The sequence below is a fragment of the Starkeya nomas genome (assembly GCF_902703545.1).
GTDB classification, from domain to species: Bacteria; Pseudomonadota; Alphaproteobacteria; order Rhizobiales; family Xanthobacteraceae; genus Ancylobacter; species Ancylobacter moscoviensis.
In genome coordinates this window covers 3,426,018-3,441,330 of the sequence record NZ_CACSAS010000001.1, presented here as the reverse complement: position 1 = coordinate 3,441,330, position 15,313 = coordinate 3,426,018, and the positions used below count along the sequence as shown (strand labels likewise).

The window sequence follows — 15,313 nt, the reverse complement described above, 5'->3', positions numbered from 1 at the left end:
GTCATGAAGCCTAGCCTTCCCGTGGGAGCGCAGAGAGAAGGGTGGCCGGGTGCCGGGGGCAACGCCGGCCGTGTGTCTTTGCGTGTCCTCATCCCGCAAACGGAGAGGGCGAGACATGAAATTCACGCTCAACGGAAGCGAACGCACCCTTGAGGCAGACGGGCAGATGCCGCTGCTGTGGGCGATTCGCGACATTGTCGGTCTGACCGGCACCAAGTTCGGTTGCGGCGCCGCGCTGTGCGGCGCCTGCACGGTCCATGTCGACGGCGTGCCCGTGCGTTCGTGCCAGACGGCGCTTGCCGATGTCGAGGGCAAGAACGTCACCACGATCGAGGGGGTCGGGGGCGAGGTCGGCGAGGCCGTCGTTGCGGCCTGGCGGAAGCTTGATGTCGTGCAGTGCGGCTACTGCCAGTCCGGCCAGATCATGTCGGCCGTCGGCCTGCTGAGCGAGAACCGCAAGCCGACCGACGAGGACATCGACAGCGCCATGGACGGCAATGTCTGTCGCTGCGCCACCTACCAGCGCATCCGCGCGGCCATTCACGAAGCCGCCTCGAACCTCGCGTGATCGCCATGCACATCATCACCCCTGACCAATACCGCGTAATGCTCGCGCGCTTCACCAAAGAGGTGGCACCCTCCCGCCGCGGCTTCCTGAAAGGGATCGCCGCCGCTTCCGGCGCCCTCGTCATCGGCGTGCATCTGCGCCCGGTGGAGGCGCTCGCCGCCGCCATGACCGACGGGCCGATGCCGAACGCCTTCGTGCGCATCGCGCCGGACAGCACCGTTACCGTGCTGATCAAGCACCTGGACATGGGCCAGGGCGTCACCACGGGCCTCGCCACCATCGTGGCGGAAGAGCTCGACGCCGACTGGAGCCAGATGCGCGCCGCCTTCGCGCCCGCCGACGCGCAGCTCTACAACAACCTGCTCTTCGGCCCGGTGCAGGGCACGGGCGGCTCGACCTCGGTCGCCAATAGCTGGGAGCAGCTTCGCAAGGCCGGCGCCGCCGCCCGCCACATGCTGGTCGCGGCGGCCGCCGCCAAATGGGGCGTGCCGGCCGAGAGCATCAGCGTCGAGAAGGGCGTGCTCACGAGCGGCAACCACTCCGGCTCCTTCGGCGAATTCGCCGAGGCGGCGGCCAGGCTCGACGTGCCGAAGGACGTGAAGCTGAAGGATCCGAAGGACTTCACGCTCATCGGCACCCGCCTGCCGCGTCTCGATTCGACTGAGAAGACCGACGGCAAGGCGGTCTATGCGCTCGATATCCGCCGCCCGGGCATGCTGACCGCCGTGATCCGGCGGCCGGATCGCTTCGGCGCCACGGTGAAGAGCTTCGACGCCGCGGCGGCGAAGAAGGTGCCCGGCGTGGTCGATGTGGTGGCGGTGCCGGCCGGCATTGCCGTTCTCGCGCAGAACACCTGGGCGGCGATCCAGGGCCGCGACGCGCTGGCCGATATCGTCTGGGACGAGGCGGGCGCCGAGATGCGCGGCACCGCCGAATTGCTCGACGAGTACAAGAAGCTCGCCGCCACGGCCGGCCTGCCCGCCGCCCGCAAGGGCGACGCGGCCAAGGGCATCGCCGGCGCGGCCAAGACCGTCGAGGCCGAGTTCGCCTTTCCCTATCTCGCCCACGCGCCGATGGAACCGCTCAACTGCGTGATCGAGAAGACCGGCGACGGGGTGACGATCTGGGCCGGCTCGCAGTTCCAGACCATCGAGCAGGCGGTGACGGCCGGGGTCCTCGGCCTCAAGCCGGAGCAGGTGAAGATCGAGACGGTCTGGGCTGGCGGGTCCTTCGGACGGCGCGCCAATCCGCCTGCCGACTATGTCGCTGAGGCGGCCACCATCCTCAAGGCGACCGACGGCAAGGCGCCGATCCATCTCGTCTGGACCCGCGAGGACGACATCAAGGGCGGCTATTACCGTCCGATGTTCTACCACAAGGTCCGAGCCGGCCTGACGGCGGACGGCAAGATCGCCGGCTGGGAGCAGCAGATCGTCGGCCAGTCCTTCATGGCCGGCACGCCCTTCGAGGCCTTCGCCATCAAGGAAGGGGTCGACGGCACCTCGGTGGAAGGGGCGGCCGACACCAATTACGACATCGGCAACTTCGCCGTGGACCTGCACACCACGCAGGTGAAGGTGCCGACGCTGTGGTGGCGTTCGGTCGGCCACACCCACACCGCCCATGTGGTGGAAGTGACCATCGACGAGCTCGCCCGTGCGGCGGGGCGTGATCCCGTGGAGTTCCGCCTCGAACTCCTGAAGGACAAGCCGCGCCATACCGGCGTGCTGAAGCTGCTGGCGGAGAAGGCCAACTGGGGCGAGAAGGCGGGCACCGGCAAGGGCCGCGGCATCGCGCTCCACGAGAGCTTCAACACGGTGGTCGGCAGCGTGATCGACGTGTCGGTGGTGAACGGCCAGATCAAGGTCGACCGGGTGGTCTGCGCGGTCGATTGCGGCATCGCCGTCAACCCCGACGTGATCGCCGCGCAGGTCGAAGGCGGCGTGGGCTTCGGCCTCGGCGCGGCTCTGCACGACGAGATCACCCTGGACAAGGGGGTGGTCGAGCAGGCGAATTTCGACGGCTATGTTCCGCTGCGCATGTCGGAGATGCCGAAGGTGGAGGTCCACATCGTGCCCTCTGCCAACGCGCCGACCGGCATCGGCGAGCCCGGCGTCCCCGGCGTCGCCCCGGCTCTGTCCAACGCCATCTTCGACGCCACCGGCCAGCGGCTGCGCTCGCTGCCGTTCCGGCTGGAAGACTTCAAGGCGTGAGAATGGAGAGGCCGGCGAAAGCCGGCCTCTCTTCTAGGCGGTGGCCGTTCGCATGCCCTCGACCAGCGCGTCGAGATGGCGCGCGAGCGTCGGCTGGGTCAGCCCGAGCCGCCGTGCCGCGCCGGAGAGCGAGCGTTCCTCAAGCACTGCGAGGAAGCTCCGGTAAAGGTCCCAGCTCGGTTCCGTGTTCATCTATTCATGTATATCGGTTGTACAAAATTGCGCAATTTCGTTTAGTTCGATGTGACGCCATCTTTCCCTTCACCAGCACGAAGGAGATCGAAATGATGGCGAAGACGGCACTGGTACTCGGAGCGACCGGCGGGATCAGCGGCGAGGTCGCGCGCAATCTGGTCGGGCGCGGCTGGACCGTCCGGGCACTTTCGCGTTCGGGCGAGCTCGGGCAGCGCGACGGCGTCGAATGGGAGCGCGGCGACGCCCTGAACGCGCCCGACGTGGAGCGGGCCGCCGAGGGAGCGTCGCTCATCGTGCACGCGGTGAACCCGCCCGGCTATCGCGACTGGGACAGGCTTGTGCTGCCGATGCTGGACGGCACCATCGGCGCCGCCCGAGCCGTTGGGGCGCGGGTGCTGCTGCCGGGTACGGTCTACAACTACGGACCAGACGCCTTTCCGTGCATCGGCGAGGCGGCGGCGCAAAACCCGCTCACCCGCAAGGGGCGCATCCGCGTCGAGATGGAGCGGCGGTTGCGCGCGGCGGCGCAGGCCGGCGACATCCGCGTGCTGATCGTGCGGGCCGGCGACTTCTTTGGTCCGCACGCCGGAAACAGCTGGTTCGGGCAGGCGCTGGTGGAGGCCGGCAGCCGCCCCCGCGTGCTCACCTATCCCGGCAGGGACGGCATTGGCCATCAATGGGCGTATGTGCCGGATGTGGCTGAAACCATGGCCCGGCTGGCGGAGCGCGACGACCTTGGTTCGTTCGAGAGCTTCCACATGGACGGGCAGTGGGATCCGGATGGCCGACGGATGATCGGCGCGCTCCGCCGTGTCCTCGGTGAACCCGGCCTGCCGGTGCGCCGCCTGCCCTGGGGCGCGATGCGCCTCGCCGGCCCCTTCGTGCCCTTGTTCCGCGAACTGGCGGAGATGCGCTATCTCTGGGAGGAGCCGGTGCGGCTCGACAATCGCCGGCTGGTCGAAAGGCTCGGCGGGGAACCGCATACCCCGCTCGACGCTGCGGTGCGGGCATCGCTCGTCGGGCTGGGGTGTCTCGAGGGGCCGGCGGCGATGGGCATGGCGGCCTGAGAGATGTCCGGCGGCATGGCAGTTGATGAAGAAAGGGCGCGCCGTCGGCGCGCCCTTTCCGTTTCCGGCCGGCTCAGAGGCCGACGCAGACGTATTTGATGTCGAGATACTCGTCGATGCCGTACTTCGAGCCCTCGCGGCCGACGCCGGATTCCTTCACGCCGCCGAAGGGCGCTACTTCCGTGGTGATGACGCCGGCATTGATGCCGACCTGCCCGTAGCGCAGCCCTTCCGAGACGCGGAAGGCGCGCGCGAGGTCGCGCGTGTAGAAGTAGCAGGCGAGGCCGAACTCGGTGTCGTTGGCGAGCTTCACCGCCTCTTCCTCGGTTTCGAAGCGGAACACCGGTGCCACCGGGCCGAAGATCTCCTCGCGGGCGAAGTTCATCTCGGAGGTGGCGTTGGCGATCACCGTCGGCTGGAAGAACTGGCCGCCGAGCGCGTGGCGCTGGCCGCCGGCGACGACCTTGCCGCCCTTGGCGAGCGCGTCGGCGACGAAGCTTTCGGTCTTGGCGACCGCCTTGTCGTCGATCAGCGGGCCCTGCACCACGCCTTCCTCCAGGCCCGGGCCGACCTTCAGCTTCGCGGCGGCCTGGGCGAGCTTCTCGACGAAGGCGTCGTAGATGCCGGCCTGGGCGTAGAAGCGGTTGGCGCAGACGCAGGTCTGGCCGGAGTTGCGGTATTTGGAGGCGAGGGCGCCTTCCACCGCCTTGTCGAGATCGGCGTCGTCGAAGACCAGGAAGGGCGCGTTGCCGCCGAGTTCCATGGAGACGCGCTTCACCGTGTCGGCGGCCTGCTTCATCAGGATCTTGCCGATGGGGGTGGAGCCGGTGAAGGTGATCTTGCGCACCACCGGGCTGGCGGTCATTTCCCCGCCGATGGCCGAGGCGGAACCGGTGAGGATGTTGACGACGCCGGCGGGATAGCCGGCCTGCTCGCAGAGCACGCCCCAGGCGAGGCCGGAATAGGGCGTCTGCGTCGCCGGCTTCACCACCGAGGTGCAGCCCGTCGCCAGCGCCGGGCCGATCTTGCGGGCCAGCATGGAGGAGGGGAAGTTCCACGGGGTGATGGCGGCGACCACGCCGACCGGCTGCTTCAGCGTGAGGATGCGCCGCTCGCCCCAGGGCGAGGGGATGACGTCGCCATAGACCCGGCGAGCCTCCTCGGCGAACCACAGCACATAGGCAGCGCTGGCGCCGACCTCGCCCATCGATTCCGCGAGCGGCTTGCCCTGCTCGATGGTGAGAAGCTCGGCCAGCGCCCGCTGATTGTCCATGATGGCGGCGTGGAGGCGGCGCAGCAGCTTGGCGCGCTCGTCCGCCGTGGTGCGCGAGAAGCTCGCGAAAGCCTTGTCGGCGGCCTCGATGGCGCGGCGCGCTTCCACGGCGCCAGCATTCGGCACAGTGCCGATGACTTCGCCCGTCGCCGGGTTGGTCACGTCGATGGCGCCGCCGCTGTCGGCCGGCACCCATTGGCCGCCGATGAAGTTCGCCTCGCGCTTGAAATCCGACCAGTTCATGTAGGCCTGCCTCCGCAACGCACGGTGCGGGCCCTCATGGCCGGCGCCGGGTGAGGCTATGTAGCGCCCGCGCCCGGAGGGGACAACGCTGCCGGCGCGCATCAGCTTCGATGATAGGCGGTCTCCAGCGCGGCGATGTCGAGCTTCACCATGTCGAACATCGCTTCCATCGCCCGTTTGGCCTTGGCGGTGTCGGGGTCCTTGATCATGGCGAGGAGCACGCGCGGCGTGATCTGCCAGGACAGACCGTAGCGGTCGGTGATCCACCCGCATTGCACCGGCGTGCCGCCGTCCGACAGCGCGCTCCACAGCCGGTCGATTTCTTCCTGGGTGTCGCAGGGGACGATGAGGGAGACGGCCGGAGTGAACTGGTAGTGCGAGCCGCCATTGAGCCCGAGATAGGCGCCGCCGTTGAGCGTGAACTCCACCGTTATGATCTCGCCCGCCTTGTTGCCGGGGGTATCGACGGGGGAGGCGTTGACGGATTCGATGCGCGAGTTCGGGAGCAGCGAGACGTAGAAATGCGCGGCTTCCTCGGCCTTGCCGTCGAACCAGAGGCAGGTGCGGATGGGGTGCATCGCGGTCTCCTTGCCGAATGCGGAGTTTGGCTGCGGCCCACGCTAATTCTTCGCCATGTCGACGAGCGGCGCGAAGCCGCCGAAGATCATGCGCTGGCCATCGAAGGGCATGTCGGTGATCTCCTTCAGGCGGGGATCCTCCATGAAGGACTTCATGCCGGCATCGCGCACCTCCTTGGAGGGCCAGATGATCCAGGAGAACACCACCGTCTCCTCCGGTGTCGCCTTCACCGCCATGCGGAAGTCGGTGACCTTGCCGTCCGGTACGTCGTCGCCCCAGCATTCCATCAGGCGGAGGGCGCCGTGGTCGAAGAAGATCGGCGCCGCCTTCTCCGCCATTGCCCGGTAGGCGTCCTTGTTGCTGGTCGGTACGGCGAGGACGAATCCGTCGACGTAGCTCATGCTTTCCTCCTCCGGTTCCTGGCTGGGATCAGAATGTCTCGGCCGTGTCCGTGTCCGCGGCTTGCGTATCCATCCAGAACGCTTCCCAGATGTGTCCTTCGGGATCCTCGAAGCGGCGCGAATACATGAAGCCGAGGTCCGCCAAGGCTGCGTGGGCTGTCAGGCATAGGGACACCTCGCTGGCGCGCCTGCCGTAACGGCATGTCTAAATGGATTAAGGGCGGCGGCCTGCCGAGACAACCGGCGTCGCCAATCAAAATATCTGATGCGGACATCGCCGCCGCGCGAGACGGCGGGCAGACAAACAAAAAACCCCGGCGCGAGCCGGGGTTTTCCTTATTCGGTGAGGGCTGGAGCCGCGTCAGTTGTTCCGATTGCCGAAGAGCTGGAGCAGCATCAGGAACATATTGATGAAATCCAGATACAGCGACAGCGCGCCCATGATGGCCTTGCGCCCGGCGATCACGTCGTCGTCACCGGCGAAGTACATCTCCTTGATGCGCTGGGTGTCGTAGGCGGTGAGGCCCGCGAACACCAGCACGCCCGCCACCGAGATGACGAACTGCAACATCGAGGAGGCGAGGAAGATGTTCACCACCGCCGCGATGATGATGCCGAACAGGCCCATGATCAGGAAGGAGCCCATGCCGGACAGGCTGCGCGAGGTGGTGTAGCCGTAGAGGCTCAGCGCACCGAACGCCGCTGCGGTGATGAAGAACACCCGGACGATGCTCTCATGCGTGTAGACCAGGAAGATGCTGGCGAGCGACACGCCGACGAGCGCGGCATAGAGCCAGAAGATGCCCTGCGCGGCGCTGACGCTCAGTCGGTCGACGCGGAAGCTGAGGAAGAACACCGCCGCGAGCGGGGCGAGCATCACCACCCAGCGCAGCGGGCTGAAGAACAGCGCGACGCCGAGATCGGTGAGGTAGACGCCCGGCGCGATGGCGGCCTGGGTCGGCACGTCGGAGACGGCGAGCATGAAGATGCCCAGCGCTGCCGCGCCGGTGATGGCGAGGCCGAGCGTCATGTAGTTGTAGACGCGCAGCATATAGGCGCGCAGGCCCTGGTCGATCTCGGCCTGCGTCCGCGCCGCGGTCGCCCCGAAGCGCGGCACGGAGACGTTGCGGTCATAGTCGGACATGGCGGATCTTCTCCCGATAACCCCTTGTCCCGCCACGCTGCAGGCGGAATGCCGGCGCGGTTCGCGGGAAGTCACCGGGAATATGAGGGCCGTATCGCCCTGCCGCAAGTGAAGTTTGCGACAGGAATGCCGTAGCAGCACGCAGCGGTTGCCGTGCGCCTCACAGGTTGCGCAGGATGCGTGCCGGCTTCTGGCCGAGCGCCCGCCAGGTGCCGATCAGCCCGAAGCCGACCGTGAGCAGCAGCGCTGCCGCCACCGCGCCGAGCGCCGCGCCCGTCGACCAGGCAAAGGTGAGCTTCATCACATAGACCACCACCACATAGGCCGCGGCCGTGCCGGCACCGATGGCGACGACGGCGGTGACGAGGCCGAGCGCCGCGTATTCCAGCGCATAGGCGGCGACGAGCCGGGTCCGGGTGGCGCCGAGCGTCTTCAGGATCACGGCGTCGTAGACGCGATGATGCTGGCCCGCCGCCAGCGCCCCCGCCAGCACCAGCACGCTCGACAGCAGGGTGACGAGGCTGGCGCCGCGGATCGCCGTCAGCAGATTGGCGACGATCTCGCCGATCTGCGTCAGCGCTTCCTTCACCCGCACCGCGGTGACGGCGGGGAAATCGGTCGCCACGGCTCGGCCGATGGAGCGCTCCGCCGCCTCGTCGCCGCCATTGGGCATGGTGAGGGTGGCGAGCGAGGTGTGGGGCGCGCCGGCGAAGGTGTTCGGCGAGAACACCATCACGAAATTGATGGCGAGCCGCTCCCATTCGACGTCGCGCAGGTTGGCGATGGTGGCGGTGATGGTGCGCCCGAGCACGTTGACCGTCACCTCGTCGCCGATCTTCAAGCCGAAGGCTTCGGCGATTTCGCGCTCGAAGGAGACCACCGGCGGGCCGGCATAATCGGCCGCCCACCAGTCACCGGCGACGAGGCGCGAGCCCTCCGGCAGCGTCTGCGCATAGGTGACGCCGCGGTCGGAGGAGAGCACCCAGGCGAATTCCGGCGGCGGGGTGAGGCTTTCGGCCGGCTTGCCGCCGAGCGAGATGATCCGTCCGCGCAGCATCGGCACGGTCTCGACCTCGCCCTGCGGGGCCTTCTGCCCGAGATAGGCGGCGAAGCGGTCGGCATCGGCGCTCTGGATGTCGAGGAAGAAGAAGCTCGGCGCCTGTTCCGGCAGGTTGGCGGTGAGCTCGCGCGTCAGGCTGCGGTCGATCAGCGCCAGCGTGACCAGCAGCGTCAGGCCGAGGCCAAGCGACAGTACGATGGTCGGCGTCAGCGCCGAGGGCCGGTGGATGTTGGCGAGCGCCAGCCGCAGCGCGGTGGAGCGCGGGCGCGGCAGGCGGCGGGCCAGCGCCATGATGCCCGCTCCGACGAGGCGTAGCAGGATCAGCACGCTCGCGGCGGCGGCGAGATAGATGAGCGCGATGCGCCGGTCTTCCGACGCGAGGACGGCCAGCGCGGCGAGGGCCAGCACGGCCAGCGCTGTCAGGCCGATATAGAGCAGGCGCGGCCGGCGCCGTCCCCCTTCCACCCGCTCGCGGAACAGCGCCGAGACCGGCACGTCATGGGCGAGGCCGAGCGGCCAGAGCGCGAAGGCGAGCGCGATGAGCGCGCCATAGGCGACGGCGAGCGCCAGCGCTGCCGGCTGGAGGCTCGGTTCGATGGGAATGGGCAGCAGGTGGCCGAAGGCGGCATTGGCGAGGAAGGGCAGGGCGGAGCCCACCGCGACGCCGATGCCGATGCCGACCAGTGCGATCAGCCCGACCTCGGTGAGGTAGATGGCAAAGACGGTGGCGCCCGGCGCACCGAGGCTCTTGAAGGTGGCGATGACGCCGCGCTTGGCGTCGAGATGGCTCTTCACCGCGTTGGCGACGCCCACGCCGCCGACGAGCAGCGCGGTGAGGCCGACAAGGGTGAGGTACTCGGTGAAGCGCCGGACGTTGTTCTCCAGCCGCGGCGCGGCGGCCTCGCGGGTGCGCACCTCGAAGGCGGCGTCCGGGGCGTCCTTCTGCACCGTCTCCACGAAGCTGGCGAGGTTGCCCGGATCATTCATCCGGACCCGGTACTGCCAGCGCACGAGGCTGCCCGGCTGCAGCAGATTCGAGGCGCGCAGCGCGTCGAGCGAGACCATGAGGCGCGGGCCGAAGCCGATGCCGGTGGAGAGCGAGTCCGGTTCGCGGGTGATCAGGCCGGTGAGCGTCAGCTGGGCTTCGCCGAGCTGGAAGCGGTCGCCCGGCTTCAGGCCGAGGCGATCGGCGAGCGCCGGATCGGCGACCGCGCCATAGGCGCTCCCGTTCGCCGCGAGGGCGGCGGACAGGGGCTTCGGCGGATCGAGATCGAGCGTACCGACCATCGGGTAGGCGCCGTCGACCGCCTTCACCTCCGCGAGGGCGGCGTTGAGCGCGTCGCCTTCGCCGGCGCGTGCCATGGCACGCAGGGTGGCGATGGTGGAGACCCGTCCGCCGGCGGCGACGAGGGCGTATTCCTCCGGCGTTGCCTCGCGCTGCACGAGGGTGAAGGAGGCGTCTCCCCCGAGCAGCGTGGTGCCCTCGCGGGCGAGGCCGTCGGTGAGGGCACGCGAGAAGGCACCGACGCCGGCGATGGCCGCGACGCCGAGTGCGAGGCAGGCGAGGAAGACGGCGAAGCCGCGCAGGCCGCCGCGCAGCTCGCGCAGCGCGAAGCGCAGAGGTACGGGCCAGCGCGCCGGGCGGCGGCTTGCCGGGATCGGGCCGGAGTCCGGGCGCACGGAATCCGCGGCGGAGGAGAGGTCCGTGCTCATGCGGGCGTTCCCGCGAGCGCGGCGTCGGGCTCGATGACGCCGGAGCGCAGCCGCACCGTGCGGTCGCAACGGCGGGCGAGCGTGGGGTCGTGGGTGACGATCACCAGCGTCGAGCCGTGCCGTGCCTGCGCCGCGAACAGAAGGTCCATGATCTGCCGGCCGGTCGTCTCGTCGAGATTGCCGGTCGGCTCGTCGGCGACGAGGATGCGCGGCTCCGGCGCGAGGGCGCGGGCGACCGCCACGCGCTGCTGCTCGCCGCCGGAAAGCTGGGCCGGATAATGGTCGAGCCGATGGCCGAGGCCGACCGCCGCGAGTTCGGCGGCAGCGCGTTCGAAGGCATCGTTGCGGCCGGCCAGTTCCAGCGGCACGGCGACGTTCTCCACCGCCGTCATGGTGGGGATGAGATGGAAGGCCTGGAAGACGATGCCGACATGGCGGCCGCGAAAGCGGGCGAGGGCGTCCTCGTCGAGCCCGGTCAATTCCTGTCCCGCCACTGTCACCCGGCCGGAATCGGCGCGCTCGAGGCCGGCGAGCACCATCAGAAGGCTCGACTTGCCCGAGCCGGACGGTCCGACCAGCCCGACCGCTTCGCCCTGGGCGATCTCCAGCGACACGCCCTTGAGGATGTGGACGCGTGCCGCGCCGGCACCGAGGGAGAGTTCCACGTCATGGAGACGGATGGCGGGCGAGGAAGCGGCCGGCTGGGCCTGGGAATGCGGCGGCATGTCGTCCTTTCGCGCGTCGGTGCGCAGCGTCAAACGCGGCGGCCCCTTCCGGGGCGGGCTCGCGGCAACATATGCTGCGCTGCACTGCTTCCGAAAGGGTATGGCCTTGTCACGATTGCTCCACCTCCTGTTCGCCCTCGGCGCCCTTGCCCTTGTTGGGGCGGGCCCGGCCAGCGCCGAGCCGCTGCGCCTCGTCGCGTTCGGCGACAGTCTTACGGCCGGTTACGGGCTTCCCGCCGGGCAGGCCTTTCCCACCCGGCTGCAGGCCGCGCTGAAGGCCGGGGGACACGATGTTGTGATCGAGAATGCCGGTGTTTCCGGCGACACGACGAGTGCCGGCCTCGCCCGGCTCGACTGGTCGGTGCCGGACGGGACGGATGCGGTGCTCCTCGAACTCGGCGCCAACGACGCGCTGCGCGGCCTCGATCCGGCGATCCCCGAGGCGTCGCTCGACGCCATCCTCGCCCGGCTAAAGGCGCGGGGCATTCCCGTGCTGCTGATCGGTATGCAGGCGCCCCCCAATCTGGGAGCGGCCTACAAGGAGCGTTTTGACCCGATCTATCCGCGCCTCGCCCAGAAATACGGCGTGCCGCTCTACCCCTTCTTCCTCGACGGCGTCGCCGGGCAGCCCAAGCTCAACCTTGCTGACGGCATTCACCCGACCCCCGCCGGAGTCGACGTGATCGTCGAGCGCATCCTGCCGACGGTCGAGGCTTTCATCGCGACCCTGCCGACCGGCAAGCCCGGCTGATTGCCGTTCATATCCGTTTTTCGGGTCCGACCATCGTCCGGCGAGCGGCCGGCTGTCGCAAAGCGGCGACAATGTGGCATCGACGCGGCGCGAGCATGGCTCTCGACGCGCGCGGACGGTTGCGCTATTGACACATTGGGGCAGTTCCAAATTGTTTGACGTGCTTATTGCCTAACCTGAGGTAATATGAAGTATAGAAGCGAGATCGACGGGTTGCGGGCCGTCGCTGTCGTTCCCGTTATTCTGTTTCATGCGGGATTTAGCGTTTTCGGCGGCGGATTCGTCGGCGTTGACGTTTTTTTTGTTATCAGTGGCTACTTGATTACGGCCATATTACTGGCCGAGATCGAGGGTGGTACGTTCTCCATCGAGAAATTCTACGAACGGCGGGCGCGGCGTATTCTTCCCGCGCTGTTTCTCGTCATGGCTGCCTGCGTGCCTTTCGCCTGGCTCTGGATGATTCCCGAGCAACTGCGCGACTTCGGCCGCAGCCTCGTGGCGGTGGTGTTCTTCGTCTCGAACTTCCTGTTCTGGCGCGAGGAGGGGGGCTATTTCGCCGCCGCCGCCGAGCTCAAGCCGCTGCTCCACACCTGGAGCCTTGCGGTGGAGGAACAGTACTATCTATTCGCTCCGCTCTCGCTGGCCGTGCTCTGGCGCTTCGGCCGCCGGAGGGTGTTCTGGCTGGTGGTGGCCACGGCGGTTGCCAGCCTGCTCGCCACCGAGTGGGGCTGGCGCTACGCGCCGCGGGCGAATTTCTACCTGCCGCAGTTCCGTATCTGGGAACTGCTCGCCGGATCGATCTGCGGCTTTATCGCTTCCGGCCGCACCCCACGGCCGAACCAGGCGCTCAGCCTCGCCGGCCTCGCGCTGATCGTGTTCGCGATCCTCTATTACGACAGCAGCACGCCCTTCCCGAGCCTCTACGCGCTCGCTCCGGTGGTCGGTACGGCGCTGATCCTGTTGTTCGCGCACAAGGGCACCTTCGTCGCCCGGCTGCTGTCGGCGCGGGTCTTCGTCGGCATCGGGCTGATCAGTTACAGCGCCTATCTCTGGCACCAGCCGCTCTTCGCCTTCGCGCGCATCCGCAGCATGGGCGAACCGCCCGCCTGGCTGATGCTGGCGCTGGCCGGGGTGTCGCTCGTCCTCGCCTATCTCAGCTGGCGGTTCGTCGAGCAGCCCTTCCGCCGGCGACCGATTCCTCTGATGCCGAGCCGGCGGGCGGTGTTCGCCGCCAGCGCTGTCGCCGCGGTGCCCTTCGTCGCCTTCGGGCTCTATGCGAGCATCACGCAGGGGATTCCGAGCCGCCTCGCCAATCCCGAGCTCGGTAGCCGGCAGGCCTATCTTCTGGCGACGGTGCTGCCGAACGTGCTGGGCAACAAGTGCTATGCCGGCAGCAGCCTGCAGGATGCCGACGAGCGCGGCCAGCTCTGCCCGATCTTCGAGCCGAAGGATCCGAAGCTGCGGATCCTGATCATCGGCGACAGCCATTCCTACACGATCCTTCCGGCCTTCACCGAGATCGGCAAGGAAAACGCCGTCTACCGCATGGGGCTCGGAAGCTGCCCGCCGATCAACGGCGCCTCGGTGCGCGGCGGCGTGTTCGACGACGGCGTCTGCCCCGAACTGGCGCGCCGCCAGCTGGAGCTGGTGAAGAAGGGCGGCTTCGACGTGGTCGTGCTGGCGGCCCGGTGGACGCTCTACCCCATAGGCAAGGACAACCATTTCATGCTGTCGCGCGAGGGCGACAGCTACTATCCCTCGCGCGCCTCCTCGCAGGAGACCTTCGCGACGCTGCTGCCGCAGACGGTTCAGGACTATCTCGACCTCGGCGTGGCGGTGGTGGTCGTCGACCAGATGCCGGAACAGCTGGTGCTGCCGCAGAAGATCCTGCAGCAGGCGGCACTGCTGGGGGTCGGCACGGCGCTTACCGAGGAGCGCTTCGAGGCCGAGATCTGGCAGACCTCGCCGACCATCGAGGAGGAGGATGGCCGCCAGGCCTATGTGCAGGGCATCTTCGGCCAGCTGAAGGGCGAGAAGCTCTGGGTGCTGTCCTTCGACGAGGTGTTCAAGCGCGACGGCCGCTATGTGTGGGGCGACCGCAACGGCAGCTTCTACATGGACCGCGACCATCTGTCGGGCTATGGCGGGACGCTGCTGGAGCCGGCCATGACGGAGGTGTTCGCGGAGATTTCGCGCCGCCTGCGCGGTCCCGAGGGCGGCCTCTAGGCTTCTGCCGTCCGGAACGGCTTACCCACCGGCACGGCTTGCCGGCCGGTGGCGGGCCGCCTAACATCCGGTCTCCCCGCGTCCCAATCCCCGACAATCGACATGCAGTATCGCCCGCTCGGCCGCACCGGCCTCGAGGTCAGTTCCATCTGTCTCGGCACCATGACCTTCGGCCAGCAGAACACTGAGGCCGAGGGACACGCGCAGCTCGACTACGCGCTCGATCACGGCATCAACTTCATCGATACCGCCGAGCTCTATTCGATCCCGCCCAAGCCCGAGACGCAGGGCTCCACCGAGCGTGTCATCGGCACGTGGTTCAAGGCGCGTGGCAACCGCGACAAGGTGATCCTCGCCACCAAGGTGTGCGGGCTGTCCGAGATGACCTGGTTCCGCGATGACGGCTCGCCCGCCCGTCCGACCCGCGGGCAGATCCGCGAGGCGGTCGACAAGAGCCTGAAGCGGCTGCAGACGGACTATATCGACCTCTATCAGCTGCACTGGCCCGGACGGCCGGTGCCGCAGTTCGGCTCCAACCCGACCCGCTGGAAGACGGTGGCGGGCGAGGAGACGCCGATTGCCGAGACGCTGGACGCCTTCGGCGAACTGGTGAAGGAAGGCAAGGTGCGCCATGTCGGCCTCTCCAACGAGAGCGCCTGGGGCACCATGAAGTTTCTGGCCGAGGCGGAGCGCACGGGCGGGCCGCGCGCGGCCTCCGTGCAGAACGCCTACAACCTGCTGAACCGCACCTATGATACGGCGATGGCGGAGGTCAGCCTGCGCGAGGAGGTGAGCCTGCTCGCCTATTCGCCGCTGGGGCAGGGCTACCTGACCGGCAAGTACCAAAACGGTGCGCTGCCGCCGGGCGCGCGCACCACGCTGTTCCAGCGGGCCTCCCGCTATCAGGTGCCGGGCGCCGAGGCGGCCATCGAGGATTACCTCGCCATCGCCCGCGAGGCGGGGCTCGATCCTTCGCAGATGGCCATCGCCTTCTGCCTGTCGCGCGATTTCGTCACCTCGGTGATCATCGGGGCGACGAGCATGGAGCAGCTTGTCACCGATATCGCCGCCGCCGACATCACGCTCTCGCCCGAGGTGCTGGAGCGTATCGACGCCGTGCACCAGCTGCGGGGCAATCCCTGCCCCTGACGACGG

Annotated in this window: 12 protein-coding genes and 1 pseudogene; 6 read left to right on the top strand and 7 right to left on the bottom strand. The window is 68.3% G+C overall.

Annotated elements, in window-relative coordinates:
* Positions 1 to 115: 115 nt before the first annotated feature.
* Entirely contained in the window at positions 116 to 568 is a 453-nt protein-coding gene (locus STARVERO_RS16385; protein WP_144340970.1) for a (2Fe-2S)-binding protein, read from the top strand.
* Positions 569 to 573: 5 nt separating this feature from the next.
* Entirely contained in the window at positions 574 to 2,781 is a 2,208-nt protein-coding gene (locus tag STARVERO_RS16380) for a xanthine dehydrogenase family protein molybdopterin-binding subunit (RefSeq protein ID WP_159601835.1), read from the top strand.
* Between the two features lie 63 nt (positions 2,782 to 2,844).
* Here the strand turns inward: STARVERO_RS16380 and STARVERO_RS16375 are convergent.
* Positions 2,845 to 2,973: pseudogene (locus STARVERO_RS16375) on the bottom strand (helix-turn-helix domain-containing protein); the annotation flags it as partial.
* A 92-nt stretch (positions 2,974 to 3,065) separates the two neighbouring features.
* On the opposite strand from STARVERO_RS16375, the gene STARVERO_RS16370 reads away from it, so the two are divergent.
* Positions 3,066 to 4,043 (top strand): SDR family oxidoreductase, encoded by a 978-nt coding sequence (locus STARVERO_RS16370; protein WP_159600090.1) that lies wholly within the window; start codon positions 3,066 to 3,068, stop codon positions 4,041 to 4,043.
* A gap of 73 nt (positions 4,044 to 4,116) precedes the next feature.
* Here the strand turns inward: STARVERO_RS16370 and STARVERO_RS16365 are convergent, their stop codons facing one another.
* From STARVERO_RS16365 to STARVERO_RS16340, 6 genes are all read right to left on the bottom strand, one after another.
* Positions 4,117 to 5,559 (bottom strand): NAD-dependent succinate-semialdehyde dehydrogenase, encoded by a 1,443-nt coding sequence (locus STARVERO_RS16365; RefSeq protein ID WP_159600088.1) that lies wholly within the window; start codon positions 5,557 to 5,559, stop codon positions 4,117 to 4,119.
* 101 nt (positions 5,560 to 5,660) lie between these two features.
* Positions 5,661 to 6,137 (bottom strand): VOC family protein, encoded by a 477-nt coding sequence (locus STARVERO_RS16360; RefSeq protein ID WP_159600086.1) that lies wholly within the window; start codon positions 6,135 to 6,137, stop codon positions 5,661 to 5,663.
* Positions 6,138 to 6,179: 42 nt separating this feature from the next.
* Positions 6,180 to 6,539 carry a DUF1428 domain-containing protein gene (locus STARVERO_RS16355; protein WP_159600084.1) on the bottom strand — a complete coding sequence of 120 codons (360 nt, stop codon included), beginning with the start codon at positions 6,537 to 6,539 and terminating at the stop codon, positions 6,180 to 6,182.
* Between the two features lie 361 nt (positions 6,540 to 6,900).
* Positions 6,901 to 7,683 carry a Bax inhibitor-1/YccA family protein gene (locus tag STARVERO_RS16350; RefSeq protein WP_144340964.1) on the bottom strand — a complete coding sequence of 261 codons (783 nt, stop codon included), beginning with the start codon at positions 7,681 to 7,683 and terminating at the stop codon, positions 6,901 to 6,903.
* A 160-nt stretch (positions 7,684 to 7,843) separates the two neighbouring features.
* Positions 7,844 to 10,456: an ABC transporter permease gene (locus STARVERO_RS16345; protein WP_159600082.1), complete on the bottom strand. Its 2,613-nt coding sequence runs from the start codon at positions 10,454 to 10,456 to the stop codon at positions 7,844 to 7,846.
* A complete protein-coding gene (locus STARVERO_RS16340; protein WP_159600080.1) occupies positions 10,453 to 11,181 on the bottom strand; it encodes an ABC transporter ATP-binding protein in 729 nt (242 codons plus the stop codon). Before STARVERO_RS16340 ends, STARVERO_RS16345 begins: the two co-directional genes overlap by 4 nt.
* A gap of 100 nt (positions 11,182 to 11,281) precedes the next feature.
* Here STARVERO_RS16340 and STARVERO_RS16335 point away from each other — a divergent pair, with 100 nt between their 5' ends.
* The 3 genes from STARVERO_RS16335 to STARVERO_RS16325 all read left to right on the top strand — a co-directional run bounded on the left by STARVERO_RS16335 (position 11,282) and on the right by STARVERO_RS16325 (position 15,307).
* Positions 11,282 to 11,932, top strand: a complete 651-nt coding sequence (locus STARVERO_RS16335; protein WP_200837923.1) for an arylesterase — start codon at positions 11,282 to 11,284, stop codon at positions 11,930 to 11,932.
* A gap of 186 nt (positions 11,933 to 12,118) precedes the next feature.
* Positions 12,119 to 14,158 (top strand): acyltransferase family protein, encoded by a 2,040-nt coding sequence (locus tag STARVERO_RS16330; RefSeq protein ID WP_159600078.1) that lies wholly within the window; start codon positions 12,119 to 12,121, stop codon positions 14,156 to 14,158.
* Between the two features lie 102 nt (positions 14,159 to 14,260).
* Positions 14,261 to 15,307, top strand: coding sequence for an aldo/keto reductase (locus tag STARVERO_RS16325; protein ID WP_159600076.1), 1,047 nt, complete (start codon positions 14,261 to 14,263; stop codon positions 15,305 to 15,307).
* The last annotated feature ends 6 nt before the right edge of the window (positions 15,308 to 15,313 follow it).